This is a genomic window from Gammaproteobacteria bacterium (assembly GCA_015709615.1).
GTDB lineage: Bacteria > Pseudomonadota > Gammaproteobacteria > Burkholderiales > Nitrosomonadaceae > Nitrosomonas.
Window position 1 is genome coordinate 1,456,287 of sequence record CP054179.1, and the last position, 15,572, is coordinate 1,471,858.

The window sequence follows — 15,572 nt, forward strand, 5'->3', positions numbered from 1 at the left end:
TCGAGATGATCCCGGGTGCGGTCGCCTTAAAATTCAAACCGAGCAAGTACACACCCGGATGGAGATCGGAACCCCGCAGCGCTATGCGGAAACTTCGTGCAGTGCGATGCCAAAAGCATCCGCGGTGCCTTTTCCATACGCCGGATCGGCTTTCAGGCAATTGCGGATATAACAGTTCTGGATTTCGCGCGGTACGGCGCTGATGGAGCGAGCGGTATTACCGAACAGCGCCTGTTGCTGTTATGGCGTCATCAGCTGAAACAACGCTCCGGGCCGCGAATAGTAGTCGGTACCCTCACAGTAATTCCAGTGATCGGCCTCGCCTTCGATGGACAGCGGCGGTTCGCGGAAATCCGGCTGCTCCCGCCATTCACCGTAACTGTTGAACTCATAACCCAGTGTGCCGCTGTGATTACCGCCGGTCCGCATTCGACCGTCGCGGTGATAACTGTGGAACGGCCAGCGTGGTGCGGTAGCTCGCCAGAATACCGCGGTCGGACATGACGATGGTGATCTGATGCAACGCTTCCGGCAGCGAAGTCCAGAAATCCCTATTATTTTTCGCGCTGCGCAAATTGGTGTGCGGATCGCGCAAAAAACACCGGCGTGTTGTTGTCGACCAAATTCCAATTGCCCTCCTCGGTATAAAAATTCAGACACGCAAGTCACAGCATTTTGAACACGCGCCACCACTTCCGGTTAAGCTATCGAATCAATTCGCTAACGCCGCTATTCGCTTGAATTCTTTGACTGTGATTCTGACATTTTCAATAAATGCTTGAACTTTGCCGGAAAGCGTGTATCTTACGGGAGTCTTTTGGATTCAAGTTGTGAAATGTGATGCTTACGGTTGACCTTTTTTCCTTGATATTCGATGACCGCTACGAATCACTGTAGAAGAAGTAAATTCATTCATTATTAAGGAAATCAACATGGCAACAGGTATAGTTAAATGGTTCAATGACGCTAAAGGTTTTGGCTTTATTACTCCGGATAACGGTGGAGAAGATTTATTCGCACACTTCTCTGCAATCAACAGCAGCGGCTTCAAATCATTGCGCGAAGCGCAACGCGTTACTTTCGACATTACCACTGGCCCTAAAGGCAAACAGGCATCGAACATCGTACCGCAGTAAGCCGAGCGTAAAGCTTAAATAAAAAACCCCGGCAATCCGGGGTTTTTTGTGGGCGAAACCCAATAATCATTTCTTTCCTTCAAATCGCTATTCCTCAAATCGTTATTCCTGCTTCGCTACGCGGCTAGTATCGGCTTAAAACCAAGCCATCACCTTTATCAGCAGCTTGCCGTATTGCTCACCCAGCTCGGCCACGCTCGATAAATCCTGCTGTAAATCCTTCAAAAAAGACAGACTGCGCCGTGCCAGGCTTTTGCGTTCGGCTTGTGGTTTCTGGCTGACAACGGCCAAATCGTCGACGGCTTGGTGCGCTTGCTGTTTGTCGATGTCCGATAAATGGCTGTCGGCCAGCAATTGCTGCAACGTTTGCAATGCGGCTTTCAGCTCAGCGTCGGCCACTTGTTTGATATGGTTGCTGACCGTGCTGGCATCACCGAGGTTGACGGCAGAATTATGTGCAGTAATGTTGCTGTAATGTCGGCTGTTATCATTCATAGTTTTCGGACTCTCGATGGCTAATTTTAAAAATTGCTTCAGGGTATCGGCCTGTTGCTCTTGCAATTCCACTTTTTGCAGTAGCAGTTGTTTTTCCTGTTGCAATACGAGCAATTCTTTTTCCGTCTGCGCTTTCACTTCCGCATAAATCGCCGCTTTGTCGATACTCTCATCGCTTTGCGTACGCACCACCACCGATTCGTTTTTGCGTTCCAGACTTTGGATGACGATATCGCCGCCTTGTTGTTTGATGCTGTCGATGGCGCGCAGCAAGGCGGTCAATTCATCCGGTGTATGCGCGATGAAGTCGACGGTGTTGGCGATTTCCTGGTACAGCTTGCTGAATTCGCCGGGTTTGAAATCGCCTTGCGGCGGGTTGCGCTCCTCTCTGTTGCGTTTGGTATACACGAAATCGCAGATCACGCCGTCGAATTGCGTGCGCTTATCCATGCCCCACTTATCGATGATCGCACCGGTCATTTTGGCATTGCTAAAGCGAGCACCGTATACCATCGCTTCAGAAAAATCGGCATCCGTCAAATCGCAATTGCTGAAATCGGCTTCGCTCAAATCGGCACGGCAAAAGCTGCAGTAACTAAGATCCAGACCTTTAAACGACAGACCGCGCAACTTGAGATTGAAAAAATACCTGTTATAGGGATTGGAAAAATTCCATCTATCCCATCCATTTCGACTTTCGGTCAACAACGTACGAACCTGTTTGTGTTCCAGCGGTGAGGCATAAGTCCAGGCCAAATGCAGATTCTTGGCGTGAATGAAACTCGGTTGCCGGAATTTGGCACCGGCAAAACGCGCAGCGGTTAAATCCGCTTCGGTGAAATCGGTGTGTGCCAGCGTGGCTCTGAAAAATTTTGTACCGCCCCAGCATCGCCAGGCCAACGCATAGCGGCGCAGCCATGCCAGCATCGGCTCTTCGGATAGCAGAGTACGGTAATTCAAATACCAACCCAGCAGAAAATAAATGAAAGCCATAACTGCTAACATTGTCGCTTCCGCTATCGTTGCCATTGCCCTTGCCTCTGTCTCTGCCGCTACCGCAAACACTACAGCTACAGCTACAGCTCCCGCTCCCACTCCCGCTACTGCTACTGCTGTTACTAGCATTCCCCCCACCGTTAACGTTAACGTTAACGCTATCAATATCACTACCACTCCATTTTCCACAGCTCCCACTGCTATTGACACTAGTATACCTAACGAACAATACCTGACAACAATCCGCCAATCCCGGTCTTCTAGCGCGGCAAAAACCGTTAGGCAGGCGCCCGCTGTCGACAGTAAACCAGTCAACAAAAACACATAACTACTTCCTTCTAAGCTAATCTTATCCCCGTTCAAGTCTCTATAAATTTCATCGCTAGTGAAAGCAAAAATGAAAATGACAAACCACGCAAGAAATCCACAAGCGATACCAAGCACGAAATCCGCGCCCCACTTGACAAGCTTGCGCCACCCATCGACCCCCAGCGTTGCCCGGCAAAACTTGGCATCCGTCAAATCGGCTTCACGAAAATCGCAACTTTTCAACTGGCAACCGGAAAAATCTGCACCGCGCAAGTCCTGCCCGCGAAAACTGCGGCCGTTTAGGTTTTGTCCGGCAAAATTTTTGTCCATGGTACAAGTTATGGTTAAGTTGTTGCACGAATCATAGCGAAAATCCAGCATGTTGCGGGGGAATGATGCTGCAATTTGTGGCAAACGCCACAGCAGATACGGTAGCATAGCGGCTTTTCAATCATCGTGAGGAATGGCTATGCCCGTCAATATTCCGCCGTTAACGCCTGAACAATTGCTGCCCGTTACGGGTGTCACGCTCGGCATCGCCGAGGCCGGGATCAAAAAGGCTAACCGCAAGGATTTGCTGGTGATGGTGCTGGACGAAGGCACGCAAGCGGCCGGGGTGTTTACGCAGAACCGTTTTTGCGCCGCACCGGTGACCGTGGCCAAGCAGCATTTGGCGCACGCCGCTATCCGTGCCTTGCTGGTCAACACCGGCAACGCCAACGCTGGAACCGGCGAGGCGGGCATTCAACATGCGTTAGCAACCTGCGCCGAAGCGGGCCGGTTGTTGGGTTGTGCCACGCAGCAGGTGTTGCCGTTCTCGACCGGCGTGATCATGGAGCCGTTACCGGTCGACAAGATTATCCAGGGATTGCCCGCCGCAATGGCGAATTGCAAGGCGGATAACTGGTTCAACGCCGCGCACGCGATCATGACCACAGACATCGTGCCGAAAGCAGCCTCAAAGCAGGTGCAGATCGGCGGCAAAACCGTCACGGTGACCGGCATCGCCAAGGGTTCCGGCATGATCCGCCCGAACATGGCGACTATGCTGGGGTATGTCGCGACCGATGCGGTTATCAACCAGTCTTTATTGCAAGACTTAGTGAAACATGCGGCGGATCATTCGTTCAACCGCATCACGGTGGACGGCGATACCTCAACCAACGACGCGTTCATCGTGCTAGCGACGGGAAAAGCCGGGCATGCGGAAATCACCCGGCAAGACAGCGCAGAATTTAATCAATTACAGCAAACCGTGACCGCCGTTGCCGCCGAGCTGGCGAAAATGATCGTGCGCGACGGCGAAGGTGCGACCAAATTCATTACCGTGCAAATCGACGCGGGCAAGGATACCGGTGAATGCACCAGAGTGGCTTACGCGATCGCGCATTCGCCGCTGGTCAAAACCGCTTTCTTCGCGTCCGACCCGAATCTCGGCCGGATTCTTGCGGCTATCGGTTACGCCGGAATCGATGATTTGAAAGTCGACGGCATTCAACTGTATCTGGACGATGTGTTGGTGGCGGAAAAAGGCGGGCGGGCAGCCAATTATCGCGAAGCGGATGGGCAGCGCGTGATGAATCAGTCTGAAATCATCATTCGCGTGGTGTTGAATCGCGGTTCAGCCTCAACCACGGTGTGGACCTGCGATTTCTCTTACGATTACGTCAAGATCAATGCCAGTTACCGCAGTTGATGCAAGGGTGCGTGTATCGTGAGCGATTGGGACAAATTCTATAAAAGGGCGGATAAGCTGCTCGACCACCTGGAAAAGTTACTACCATCCGCGCAGCCGGAACCGGATTGGCAAACGGCCATCGCTTTCCGCTGGCGCAGACAGGGAAACAGCGGATTTATCCAGCCGGTAACGCAGCCGCACCGCATCACGCTCGATGCGCTATACGGCATCGATGAACAAAAACAGCGCATCGATCAGAACACGCAGCAATTCGTGCAGGGATTTTCCGCCAACAATGTGCTGCTGACGGGCGCGCGCGGCACCGGCAAGTCTTCATTGATTAAAGCGCTGCTGAACAAATATGCAACAGAAGGGTTGCGTCTGATCGAAGTGGAAAAGCACCACTTGGTCGATTTACACGACATCGTGGAAAAAATTTATCAGCGCCCCGAGCGCTTCATTCTGTTTTGCGACGACTTATCGTTTGAAACCGATGAGCCGGGCTACAAAGCGCTCAAAGTGGTGCTGGATGGTTCAATCGCCACGGTTTCCGACAATGTGCTGATTTACGCCACGTCGAACCGGCGTCATATGGTGCCGGAATTCATGCGCGACAATCTCGACACCAAACACATCGGCGACGAGGTACATCCGAGCGAAGCGATCGAAGAAAAAATCTCGCTGTCGGAACGGTTCGGTTTGTGGGTGTCGTTTTATCCGTTCGATCAGGATGAGTATCTGGACATCGTGCGCTATTGGCTGGCTTATTTCGGTATTCCGGAAATGACCGCGCTGGCGCGCACCGAAGCGTTGCAATGGGCAATCGAGCGCGGCTCGCGCAGCGGACGGGTGGCGTGGCAGTTTGCGCGCGACCTGGCCGGGCGGCAACAATCCAAGCAACCGTCATGAATCACATAGCCGCTTCAGCCGCCGAATCCGTTCCTTTGGTGGAAGTCGTCGCGGCGGTAATTTTACGGCCAGACGGTCAATTTCTACTGACACGGCGGCCCGGCGGCAAGGTCTATTCCGGTTACTGGGAATTTCCCGGCGGCAAGGTTGAGTCCGGCGAAGCGCTATTTCATGCGCTGGAACGGGAATTGTGGGAAGAGTTGGGTATTCACGTCGTGCACGCCACCCCCTGGATCACGCGTATTTTTACTTATACCCATGCCACGGTGCGGCTGCATTTTTTCCGCGTAGTGCAGTGGGAAGGTCAGCCTGTGCCACGAGAAAAACAGGGACTATTCTGGCAATCGCCGCAGCAGGTCGATGTTTCCCCGATCTTGCCCGCTAATGGCCCGATTTTGCAGGCATTGTCACTGCCACCGGTTTATGCTATTACTCGCGCCGCCGAAATTGGCGTCGAGGCCGCGTTAAAACAAATCGAGCAGGCACTGCAAAACGGCCTGCGTTTGCTGCAAATCCGCGAAAAGCACATGCCGCCGGATCAGTTGCGCACTTTCATCAAGCAGGTTTTGTCCCTCGCCCGCACTTATCAAGCCAAAGTGCTGATCAATGGCGATGCCGAGCTGGCGCGCGCAATTGGTGCAGATGGTGTGCATTTCACGTCGGCACAACTGCTCGCGATGCCATCCCGCCCCGATCCTGACTACGGGCTATGCGGCGCATCGTGTCACAACGCCGAAGAGCTTTTTGCCGCAGAACAACTGGGGCTTGATTTTGCGGTGTTGGGGCCGGTGCAAGCCACGCTCAGCCACCCCGGTTTAGCCCCCTTGGGCTGGCGCAGATTCGCCACACTGATCCGCGATTATCCATTGCCGGTTTATGCTCTGGGCGGATTGAGCGCGGCAGATTTGTCCATCGCCCAGGATATGGGGGCGCACGGCATTGCGATGATGCGCGGTGTGTAAATCGTCTAGTGCATTACCGCATCGGCGTACACCGCGACCTGATTGCGCCCGCCGGTTTTAGCGGCGTAGAGCGCCTGATCGGCGCGATCGAGTAACGTCGTGCAAATAAAATCCGCGTCGTGTTGCTGCGCGGTCAGCAAGCTACGCAAACTGGCCATACCGATCGAAATCGATACATGGAATTGCTTGTCATGAAAATTGAGCGCCGTGGCACAAACGGCTTGGCGCAAACGTTCGGCAATCTCGTGCGCCGCTTGCAGCGTTGTCGAAGGTAACGCGACAACGAATTCCTCCCCGCCATAGCGCGCCACGATGTCGCACGACCGGACTTGCTCCTTGATCAAACCGACCATATGCTGAAGCACCCAATCGCCGGTTTGGTGACCGTAGGTATCGTTTATTTTTTTGAAGTGATCCACATCGAGAAACATGCAAATCAGATCGTCATCCCAGCGCACACAGCGCGCAATTTCATCTTTGAAACGCAAGTCGAAATAACGGCGGTTGTAAGCTTGCGTCAACACGTCCTGATAGCTGATTTCCTTGAGTCGTTGCTGATTGAGACAGTTTTCAATCGCAACTGCGGCCATCGCCGATATTTTTTGCAGAAAAAGCGTTCCGATGCCCGCTTGATAGCGATGCGGATCGTGACTCAACAACAGCAGCGCGCCGATAATCCGTTCACCGCGCAACAGCGGCAGGAATGCGGCGCTTTTGACTTGATGGCGATTCTTCAGATTGGCGATCATCCAGCGGTAATTCTTCAATGCCTCCACGCCCAGTACCGGATGATCGGACAGCGAGTGAATGATTTCCGCATCTTTTAGGGTATCGAGGATCAATAGCTTGTTCTCGTAGCTCAGTTGCACTTCCTCATCACGCTCGAAGAACAGGCGCTCGGTGTCTTTATGGTAGTCGATCAGGCACAGTACAACATCGAGCAACTGAAAGCGTGCAATGGTTTGCGACAACAACAGATCCCGCAATTGCTTAGGTGTGTCGGCACCAATGATTTCAAACCCGAAGGTTTCGTACAACTCCTGCTTTTTTTCATTGGCTCTGGCCTGTTTGAGCAGATGATCGAGCTTGCGCTGTAACTCGCGATTCTTCTCGTAGACCGATTCATCCATCATAGCGGCTCAGTGTTGGGATTATCGTGCGGATCTTTTTCAGACTCAGGAATCCGGTAAGATTCTTGCGACCATTGTGACAAGTCATTTGTTTTGCACCGTTCCGAACAAAAGGGACGGAAACGGCTTGCCGGTTCCCAGACTATTTTCTTACCGCATTGCGGGCAGTTAACGGTGCGCTGTTGCATAAAAGCTGATCATTGCTGGATTGTTTTAGGATAAGCGTGTTGTTTTAGCAAAAATAAGCTGAATAGTTATAAAATCACGACACATGAACATGAATCGACTACGTGTATTTTACAAAAAATTCGCACCTGTTAGCTTTAACTTTCCAAGTTATTTTTAATCACTTACTCAAAGGTTGGAATCCTGGCAACTCGACAAGAACTATCAGATTTTCTGATTGAAACCGAGAAGCGCGCCTATAAACAAGCCTTGTTCGCGGTTCATGACGAACACATGGCGTTGGATATTGTGCAGGATTCCATGATGAAACTCACCGCAAGTTATGCCGCAAATCCGGTGGAAGAATTGCCGCTTTTGTTTCAGCGTATTCTGCAAAACACCATCCGCGATCATTACCGCCGACAGAAAATCCGTTCGCTCTGGACAACATTATTTTCCGCGTTCACACCGAATGATCATGACAGCAATCAAGAAGACTTCGATATTCTCGAAACTTTGCCGATAAAGCAGGTATCGAACGATCCGGACGCTCAGCTCGAAAGAACACAACTGATTAATTTAATAGAGAAAGCCATGGAAATTCTCCCGCCACGTCAACGCGAAGCCTTTGTACTGCGTTACTGGGAAGAAATGAGTTTGGCGGAAACTGCCGAGATCATGAAGTGTTCCGAGGGCAGCGTGAAAACACATTGCTCTCGCGCAGTTCATACATTGGCTACAATACTCAAAGAGAAAGGAGTGAAATTATGAACGAGCAAGAATTTGGAAAAGAAATTGCTAATTTGCTGGATCAGTCCGCTGACCAGACGATCAAACAAAGTACTTTGTACCGGTTGCAAGCAGCTCGTCGTGCAGCTTTGGAAAATTGCCAGCCCGCCTTGAATATTATCCAATCAGGCAGCGGCACTTCCGTATACGGCAAACACGGCGGACATTATTACTTGGGCAAAGCGTTACTATTGATCACCGTATTGCTGGTTCTAATGAATATCGTTTACTCCCAATTCTGGGAAAATGATAAATACGCGGCTATCGATACCATGATACTGGCCGATGATTTACCGATAGATGCATACATAACCAATGAGTTTGATGAATGGCTGGATATCGATTAATCATATTCGGGTTATTATTTTTACTCTCTTTTGATGCCTTATGTGAATCTGAGCTCAGTAAGCCTCGATGGAGTGAATTAAAACCGCAGCAGCAAAAAATTCTTGAGCCGTTGGCTCAGAGTTGGAACGCCATGGACACCGCAAGAAAGAAAAAATGGCTGGGTGTCGCAAAACGTTATCCCAAAATGACGCCTCAAGAGCAGCAACGTATTCAATCGCAAATGCAGAACTGGAATTCTTTGACTTCAGAGCAACGCCAGCAAGCGCGTGAACGGTATAAAAAAATGGAGCAACTGCCAGCTCAGAAACGCAAGGAAATCAAACAGCGCTGGTATGAATACGAGCATCTGCCAGGAAAAACCTGATAGCGGAAGATTTAAGAATCATTGCTCGCCATGAATTTAACGCGATAGAATGTCCGGCAATTGGATAGAAAAATGACTATATAATTTCTCACAAAGCTCATTGCAACCGCTGCGATCAACTCTATTTGCGGTTGACCTCCCAGCCTCTCGTTTACCTCGGTAAAAATTCCTTTTTGTATTTACTTGCAGTTTATCCCATGCAGCAGATGCCTTATTTATCGCTTAACAACTTGCCCTCAACATGGATTGACGGGCTTTCTTCGCAATTAGCCCATGAGGAAAACATTCTCGCCTGGCTTGAAATCGATTTAGATCGCCAGTTGCATTTTGCCACGGGCCTAATAATTGTGACCGACCAACGCCTGCTGGCCAAAATGACAGATGATGAAACTTGGCAAGCCTGGTCTTATCAACCGGGATTATTGCTGACACAGCGCGATCATGCCGGTGTCGGTTGTCTGGAGTTGTTTGATCAGCATGCACGGCTGGGCTTTTGGCGTTACCGCTTGGATAACGCTATGGCTGTCAATCGATTGATTGAATGCTTCACGCAGCAACTTGAGTATCGTCTGAACGGCAATCTGCCGGAATCATCGCCAGCATCGATTCAATGTTCTAATTGCGGCGCTTTCCTGCCACCCGAACAAGATGAATGTCCGTTCTGCGAGAAACAAAGCCATACCCCGCCTTCCACCTGGACACTGCTGCGTTTATGGCGTTTCGCCAAGCCTTACAAGGGGCGTTTGCTGATCGGTTTTCTGCTGACTTTGTGCAGCACGGCCGCCACGCTGGTGCCGCCCTATTTGACCATGCCGCTGATGGATAACGTGTTGATTCCCTATCAGAACGGCCAGCCGATCAATATCGATTTAGCAACCTTTTATTTATCCGGTTTGCTGGGTGCGGCAGTTCTAGCCTGGATGCTCGGCTGGGCGCGAACCTACATGCTGGCACTGGTTTCGGAACGTATCGGCGCAGACTTACGTACCACCACTTACGAACATCTGCTGCATCTCTCACAAGAATATTTCGGCGGCAAGCGAACCGGCGACTTAATGGCGCGCATCGGCGCCGAAACCGACCGGATCAATCTGTTTATTTCGTTGCATTTACTCGATTTCGCCACCGATGTCATCATGATTTGCATGACTGCCATCATTCTGGTATCGATCAATCCCTGGCTGGCCCTGGTGACACTGATACCGCTGCCGATCATCGCTTGGCTGATTCATTTGGTGCGCGACCGCTTGCGCATCGGCTTTGAAAAGGTGGATCGCATTTGGGCCGAAGTAAACAATGTGCTCGCGGATACCATTCCGGGTATCCGGGTGGTCAAAGCATTCGCGCAGGAAAAACGGGAAGCTGCTCGTTTTCATGCGGCAAATCAGCGTAACTTGCAAATTAACGATCGCGTTAACAAAGTCTGGTCATTATTCACACCGACCGTTACCTTGCTGACCGAAATCGGCTTATTGGTGGTCTGGGTGTTCGGCATTTGGCAGATCTCCAAGGATGAGATCACCGTCGGTGTGCTGACCGCGTTTCTTGCCTACATTGGCCGTTTTTACATCCGGCTCGATTCCATGAGCCGCATCGTATCGATCACGCAAAAAGCTGCTGCCGGCACCAAACGCATCTTCGATATCCTCGACCATGTTTCCAGCGTTCCGGAACCTGCCAATCCCGTGCATTTGCCGACAATTCAAGGACAAATTGAGTTGCGTCACGTCGGTTTCCGCTATGGAACGCGCAGCATCACGCACGACATCAATCTGGTGATCAAACCCGGAGAAATGATCGGCCTTGTCGGGCACAGCGGCTCGGGTAAAAGCACGCTGGTTAACTTGATCTGCCGTTTTTACGATGTCACGGAAGGCACTATTCTGGTCGACGGACACGATATCCGCACGCTACCGGTTGCGGAATACCGCAAGCATATTGGTTTGGTGTTGCAGGAACCCTTTTTATTCTTCGGCACCATCGCGGAAAACATCGCTTACGGCAAACCGGATGCAAGCCGGGCGGAGATTGTCGCCGCGGCCCGTGCCGCGCATGCGCACGAGTTCATTTTGCGATTGCCGCACGGCTACGATTCGCTCGTCGGCGAACGCGGCCAGGCATTGTCGGGCGGCGAACGCCAGCGCATTTCCATCGCCCGCGCCCTGCTGATCAATCCGCGTATTCTGATTCTGGATGAAGCCACTTCCTCGGTGGACACAACCACTGAAAAAGTCATCCAGAAAGCATTGGACAATCTGGTGCGCGGCCGCACCACGATCGCAATCGCACACCGTTTATCTACTTTGCGCGAAGCCAATCGCCTGATCGTGCTGGATCGCGGCAAAATCGTCGAAATCGGCAACCATGCCGAATTGATGGCGCGCGAAGGCTACTATTATCGTCTGTATCTGGCGCAAGCGCGCAATGTCGATACCGAAGACCGGCCAGCAGCACCCGCCATGGAACACAGTATTGCAGGTGACATGAAATGAGTAACGCCGTCGATTATCAATTAACCCGGAATTCTTACGGCCGCCTGGTTTTTATCGATCAATCCGGTGCCGTGCACGAAGGGATAATTCCCGTAAGATCGTTTCCGATCACCGATCCGGAGCAAGGCATCGCGCTCATGGATACGCATGGTCATGAATTAGCATGGATCGAACGTCTCGATGATCTACCGGAAGAATATGGCACGCTGATCAAATCCGAGCTGGCGAGCCGGGAGTTCATGCCGGAGATCAAACGCATCACGAAAGTTTCGAGTTTTATCACACCGAGCACCTGGCAAGTCGAAACGGATCGCGGCGAAACTGCGTTTATTCTGAAAGGTGAAGAGGATATCCGCCGTCTAACGGTGTCGTCGTTCATGATCACGGATAGCCATGGCATCCATTTCCTGATCCGGGATCGCGCGGCACTGGATCGTCCTAGCATTAAATTGCTGGATCATTTTCTCTAGTGCCGAATCGCGCAAACGCTGAAAGTAAACCGTGGAACTAACCGGTTAGCTCAAGCAACCGTTACGGCGCAAAAGGCAAGGTAAAATGAAATCGGGTGCCGGGGCCTCCATCGAGTTCTACCCAGAGCTCGCCGCCATTTGCTTCGATCAATGCCCGGCTGATCGCAAGCCCCATTCCGATACCGGTTTGCTTGGTGGTAAAGAAGGGTTCGAATACGCGCTTCGCCATGGCCTGATCAAGACCGGACCCGTTATCTTGCACAATAACCAGCGCCCTTTTTTTATCATTCATGACTTGCATCTGGGTAATGACCGTCAAAATGGGTGAATCGACGGCTCGCATGGCTTCTGCGGCATTTCTGAAAAGATTCACAAGAACTTTATGCACTTGTGTGCGATTGCACTGAACAGCGGGAAGGTCCTTTTCCAGCTTCAATCGCGCGCGGAATTTCCCGGAACCGTCGTTGACAACAGCGTCCAGCGCCTCACATATCACATCATTCAGATCCAAGGGCTCGGCTGCCAGTTCGCTTTTTTGCAAAAACGCAATCAATTCGTGCAAGCCGCGGCCGGCGCGCTGCGTTTGCTCCACACAACCCTGTAGCGCATTCTTCAGACGCTTCACATCAAAACTATCGTTTCGTAATGTTTGCAGCACTACTTCACTATATGCGGATATCGCGGTCAGCGGCTGATTGAGTTCATGCGCAATAGCCGCAGCCGTGCGCGCGGCCGATTGTTGTTCAAGAATCTTTTCCGCCTCATTGCACGGCATCCGCAATTTTTCCGGAAAAATTTTCTGCTCCGTCACATCCCGGGCAACGCTCACCAGCCGGTTTGCGCTGCCAGCTTCAAAATAGACCCGTCCCGCAACAGCAATCCAGCGTTCAGTTTTTTCCAGCGGGTCAATCACACGATATTCCGCCTTGTACTCGCCATGACTGGCCGGATTCATCGCATAATCCAAAGCCGCTTGCCGATCGGCACGATCCGCGGGGTGTATCATGGCGACAAATCCTTCGTAACTGATGACCTCCCCAGGATAACCGCCCCAGAATTCACGCATTTGTTTATCCCAGTAAACGACACCGCGTTTGAAGTCATAGTCGAAAATGCCGAAACCTGTGGCCTGTTTCGCCAGGCGTAAACATTCTTCGCGCACCCGCAATGTATCTTCGACTTTCAGTCGTTGCCGGGAAACTGTGAATGTGAATAAAACATACAGTTGTTGCTGCACTTCTATCGGACTGAAACTCATATCCAGCAGCATTTCCTGACCGGAACAACTGCATGCCATGATTTCGTTGCCGGTTCCCATTGGAAGCATGGCCGGCTTGTCAAAAAAAAGCGTTTGATAATAGCGGTATTGCTTCCGGTAGCGCGGCGTTATCAGCATTTCAACCGACAAACCGGTGACCTCATCCTCGTTGTAGCCGAACAACTGCTGCGCTGCCGGGTTCATCAGCACGATATGTCCGGTATTTTCGATCAGCACCATTGGGTCCGCTAGGGCATCGAATAATGTTGCGAAACTTAAATTTTTTATTGCTTCAATCACATTATGTGTCCGCATAAAGTGAATATTTTGTTATAAAAAAGATTTAAGTTCAACTTTGATTTCTGTTCATTAATTTCCCAAATATAAGGGCTTAACCTTATGTGATTATTGATACGTGCTTACGCGTATGTTGCATTCTTTATTATGTAAGTAATATTTTCCAGGGCAACAAGTTTTTTAAATACTTCATTGAAATTAAATAGGGAGAGGAAAAAAGAATGACCTGGAAAAATGCACGACGTGCCCGTTGGATGGCTTTGGCCATTACTGGGTCACTGTTAAGCGGCAACCACACATACGCTGCGGAAGCGGAAAAAGCGGAGACCGACAAGACAAAAAAACCGTCTGTTGTCGTTCAGAATAAAACTGCGCCAGCTAACGGAAAGAATGGCGCACCTTTCAGCGCACTGGGAACACCGGGAAGCACGCGTTTCGACTTTGACAATCTGACCAAGCTGATGGAAGAGCATAAAACGCCGCTTGCTGCGATGATGCCGGATTGGCTCAATGTCGCGATCGAACACCGCACCCGTTATGACGTATACGATCACGGTTTCACCAGAGCTATTCCGGGATTCAACGATCAGGTTCATCAACGCACCCGTTTCTTGTTCGAGGTCAAGAATATCATCGATCCGCTCAAGTTCACGCTGGAATTGACCGATATGCGCGCCCCGTTGGCCAATTTCGGCCAAGAGCATAACCCGAATATCGCCGATCATTTTGACTTTACCCAACTGCACCTCGGTGTGCACGACAAGAATTTTCTCGGTACAGGCTATGCGGCTAAATTCGAGGTAGGCCGCTTCATGATGGACCTGGGTGAAGCCCGTCTGGTCGGGGGACATCGTTGGGGAACCTTATCGCCTGCGTTCGACGGTTTGCACTTCATGATGGGCAATACCGATGAAAAATGGAGTTTGCGCGTGTTTGGCGCCCGGCCGGTGCAGCGGGTGACAACATCGCTCAACTGGAACACCCCCGAAACCTACTTCTCCGGTGCTTACGTCACCAACCGCGATTTGCGCTGGGCTCACTTCGACGGCTATTTCCTGCAATTGAACGAAAGCGATCATCTCAGACAGCGCAACTTATCGACCACCGGCTTCCGGCTGTTCGCCAAGCCCGCGAAAGGCAGCATGGATTATGAAATTGAATCCATGTATCAGTTCGGCGATACGCGCGATAAAAGCCTGTTCGCCCACCGTCATCACGGCGAAGTCGGATACAGTTTCAATACGGCGATGCCGCTACGCGCCGTTTACCTGTTCGACTTCGCGTCGGGAGACCGCGATCCGGACAAAAATTTCGACATCCTGTACGCAAAACGCCGGGTCGAGTATGGTCCGACCGGTATGTTCGGCCCGTTCTTCCCGTCCAACCTGCTGTCGCCCGTCGGCTTCCGCGCCACACTCGTTCCCATACCTAACGTGCGCTTGATGATGTCGCATCGCGCGTATTGGCTGGCGGATAAACGCGGTGCATTCGTTGGCAGCGGCTTGCAAGACCCGACCGGCCGCGCCGGCGGCTTTCTGGGCAACATGCTGGATATCAGCCTAGGCTGGGATCCGCAGTGGAGTTATTTGAAACGGATGAGTTTCGACTTTGGTTACAGCCATCTGTTCAAGGGCGATTACTTCGACAAGGTGCCATTCAGCCCCGGTATGAAGGACACCAATTACGGGTACACCATGGTGACTTTCAAGTTTTAACTTTCATAATCATCCAAAGACAAGACGACTCCTTAAATCGGTTTTAAGGAGTCGTTGAT

At 51.3% G+C, this 15,572-nt stretch carries 16 protein-coding genes and 1 pseudogene; 10 read left to right on the forward strand and 7 right to left on the reverse strand.

What is annotated here, in order from left to right:
• Positions 1 to 81 precede the first annotated feature (81 nt).
• From HRU77_07040 to HRU77_07050, 3 genes and pseudogenes are all read right to left on the reverse strand, one after another.
• A complete protein-coding gene (locus HRU77_07040; GenBank protein ID QOJ22088.1) occupies positions 82 to 228 on the reverse strand; it encodes a hypothetical protein in 147 nt (48 codons plus the stop codon).
• A 12-nt stretch (positions 229 to 240) separates the two neighbouring features.
• The gene (locus HRU77_07045) at positions 241 to 429 is read right to left on the reverse strand and encodes a hypothetical protein (GenBank protein QOJ20473.1); all 189 of its coding nucleotides are present in this window, start codon (positions 427 to 429) and stop codon (positions 241 to 243) included.
• Positions 413 to 656: pseudogene (locus HRU77_07050) on the reverse strand (catalase). Before HRU77_07050 ends, HRU77_07045 begins: the two are co-directional and overlap by 17 nt.
• 276 nt (positions 657 to 932) lie before the next feature.
• Here HRU77_07050 and HRU77_07055 point away from each other — a divergent pair.
• A complete protein-coding gene (locus tag HRU77_07055; GenBank protein QOJ20474.1) occupies positions 933 to 1,136 on the forward strand; it encodes a cold-shock protein in 204 nt (67 codons plus the stop codon).
• 135 nt (positions 1,137 to 1,271) lie between these two features.
• On the opposite strand, the gene HRU77_07060 is transcribed toward HRU77_07055, so the two are convergent.
• The gene (locus HRU77_07060) at positions 1,272 to 3,266 is read right to left on the reverse strand and encodes a pentapeptide repeat-containing protein (protein ID QOJ20475.1); all 1,995 of its coding nucleotides are present in this window, start codon (positions 3,264 to 3,266) and stop codon (positions 1,272 to 1,274) included.
• Between the two features lie 139 nt (positions 3,267 to 3,405).
• Here HRU77_07060 and argJ point away from each other — a divergent pair, with 139 nt between their 5' ends.
• Genes argJ through HRU77_07075 form a run of 3 tightly spaced genes read left to right on the forward strand, consistent with a single transcriptional unit; the run spans position 3,406 to position 6,485 of the window.
• On the forward strand, positions 3,406 to 4,632 hold the full coding sequence (argJ, locus tag HRU77_07065; protein QOJ20476.1) for a bifunctional glutamate N-acetyltransferase/amino-acid acetyltransferase ArgJ: 1,227 nt from the start codon (positions 3,406 to 3,408) through the stop codon (positions 4,630 to 4,632).
• An 18-nt stretch (positions 4,633 to 4,650) separates the two neighbouring features.
• Entirely contained in the window at positions 4,651 to 5,523 is an 873-nt protein-coding gene (locus HRU77_07070; protein ID QOJ20477.1) for an ATP-binding protein, read from the forward strand.
• Positions 5,520 to 6,485 carry a Nudix family hydrolase gene (locus HRU77_07075; protein QOJ20478.1) on the forward strand — a complete coding sequence of 322 codons (966 nt, stop codon included), beginning with the start codon at positions 5,520 to 5,522 and terminating at the stop codon, positions 6,483 to 6,485. The genes HRU77_07070 and HRU77_07075 overlap by 4 nt, the downstream gene beginning before the upstream one ends.
• A 5-nt stretch (positions 6,486 to 6,490) precedes the next feature.
• Here the strand turns inward: HRU77_07075 and HRU77_07080 are convergent, their stop codons facing one another.
• Positions 6,491 to 7,615 carry a sensor domain-containing diguanylate cyclase gene (locus HRU77_07080; GenBank protein ID QOJ22089.1) on the reverse strand — a complete coding sequence of 375 codons (1,125 nt, stop codon included), beginning with the start codon at positions 7,613 to 7,615 and terminating at the stop codon, positions 6,491 to 6,493.
• Entirely contained in the window at positions 7,615 to 7,803 is a 189-nt protein-coding gene (locus HRU77_07085) for a DNA gyrase inhibitor YacG (protein ID QOJ20479.1), read from the reverse strand. Before HRU77_07085 ends, HRU77_07080 begins: the two co-directional genes overlap by 1 nt.
• 181 nt (positions 7,804 to 7,984) lie before the next feature.
• Between HRU77_07085 and HRU77_07090 the strand changes: the two genes are divergently transcribed.
• The 5 genes from HRU77_07090 to HRU77_07110 all read left to right on the forward strand — a co-directional run bounded on the left by HRU77_07090 (position 7,985) and on the right by HRU77_07110 (position 12,243).
• Complete coding sequence (locus HRU77_07090) at positions 7,985 to 8,551, forward strand: RNA polymerase sigma factor (GenBank protein QOJ22090.1); 567 nt, start codon at positions 7,985 to 7,987, stop codon at positions 8,549 to 8,551.
• On the forward strand, positions 8,548 to 8,916 hold the full coding sequence (locus tag HRU77_07095; protein QOJ20480.1) for a DUF3619 family protein: 369 nt from the start codon (positions 8,548 to 8,550) through the stop codon (positions 8,914 to 8,916). The genes HRU77_07090 and HRU77_07095 overlap by 4 nt, the downstream gene beginning before the upstream one ends.
• Positions 8,898 to 9,281 (forward strand): DUF3106 domain-containing protein, encoded by a 384-nt coding sequence (locus HRU77_07100; protein QOJ20481.1) that lies wholly within the window; start codon positions 8,898 to 8,900, stop codon positions 9,279 to 9,281. Before HRU77_07095 ends, HRU77_07100 begins: the two co-directional genes overlap by 19 nt.
• A 197-nt stretch (positions 9,282 to 9,478) precedes the next feature.
• Positions 9,479 to 11,773: an ABC transporter ATP-binding protein gene (locus tag HRU77_07105; protein QOJ20482.1), complete on the forward strand. Its 2,295-nt coding sequence runs from the start codon at positions 9,479 to 9,481 to the stop codon at positions 11,771 to 11,773.
• Positions 11,770 to 12,243, forward strand: a complete 474-nt coding sequence (locus HRU77_07110; protein ID QOJ20483.1) for a DUF1854 domain-containing protein — start codon at positions 11,770 to 11,772, stop codon at positions 12,241 to 12,243. The genes HRU77_07105 and HRU77_07110 overlap by 4 nt, the downstream gene beginning before the upstream one ends.
• Positions 12,244 to 12,304: 61 nt before the next feature.
• Here HRU77_07110 and HRU77_07115 read toward each other — a convergent pair whose 3' ends face one another.
• Positions 12,305 to 13,816: a PAS domain S-box protein gene (locus tag HRU77_07115; GenBank protein QOJ20484.1), complete on the reverse strand. Its 1,512-nt coding sequence runs from the start codon at positions 13,814 to 13,816 to the stop codon at positions 12,305 to 12,307.
• Positions 13,817 to 14,019: 203 nt separating this feature from the next.
• On the opposite strand from HRU77_07115, the gene HRU77_07120 reads away from it, so the two are divergent.
• Positions 14,020 to 15,513 (forward strand): alginate export family protein, encoded by a 1,494-nt coding sequence (locus HRU77_07120; GenBank protein ID QOJ20485.1) that lies wholly within the window; start codon positions 14,020 to 14,022, stop codon positions 15,511 to 15,513.
• The last annotated feature ends 59 nt before the right edge of the window (positions 15,514 to 15,572 follow it).

Excerpts from the sequence above, each read along its gene's own strand:
- HRU77_07105 (QOJ20482.1), top strand. The coding sequence starts at position 9,479 with ATGCAGCAGATGCCTTATTTATCGCTTAACAACTTGCCCTCAACATGG.
- HRU77_07115 (QOJ20484.1), bottom strand. The coding sequence starts at position 13,816 with ATGCGGACACATAATGTGATTGAAGCAATAAAAAATTTAAGTTTCGCA.
- HRU77_07075 (QOJ20478.1), top strand. The coding sequence starts at position 5,520 with ATGAATCACATAGCCGCTTCAGCCGCCGAATCCGTTCCTTTGGTGGAA.
- HRU77_07095 (QOJ20480.1), top strand. The coding sequence starts at position 8,548 with ATGAACGAGCAAGAATTTGGAAAAGAAATTGCTAATTTGCTGGATCAG.
- HRU77_07085 (QOJ20479.1), bottom strand. The coding sequence starts at position 7,803 with ATGCAACAGCGCACCGTTAACTGCCCGCAATGCGGTAAGAAAATAGTC.
- HRU77_07110 (QOJ20483.1), top strand. The coding sequence starts at position 11,770 with ATGAGTAACGCCGTCGATTATCAATTAACCCGGAATTCTTACGGCCGC.
- HRU77_07120 (QOJ20485.1), top strand. The coding sequence starts at position 14,020 with ATGACCTGGAAAAATGCACGACGTGCCCGTTGGATGGCTTTGGCCATT.
- HRU77_07060 (QOJ20475.1), bottom strand. The coding sequence starts at position 3,266 with ATGGACAAAAATTTTGCCGGACAAAACCTAAACGGCCGCAGTTTTCGC.
- HRU77_07045 (QOJ20473.1), bottom strand. The coding sequence starts at position 429 with ATGCGGACCGGCGGTAATCACAGCGGCACACTGGGTTATGAGTTCAAC.
- HRU77_07055 (QOJ20474.1), top strand. The coding sequence starts at position 933 with ATGGCAACAGGTATAGTTAAATGGTTCAATGACGCTAAAGGTTTTGGC.
- HRU77_07100 (QOJ20481.1), top strand. The coding sequence starts at position 8,898 with ATGGCTGGATATCGATTAATCATATTCGGGTTATTATTTTTACTCTCT.
- argJ (QOJ20476.1), top strand. The coding sequence starts at position 3,406 with ATGCCCGTCAATATTCCGCCGTTAACGCCTGAACAATTGCTGCCCGTT.
- HRU77_07080 (QOJ22089.1), bottom strand. The coding sequence starts at position 7,615 with ATGGATGAATCGGTCTACGAGAAGAATCGCGAGTTACAGCGCAAGCTC.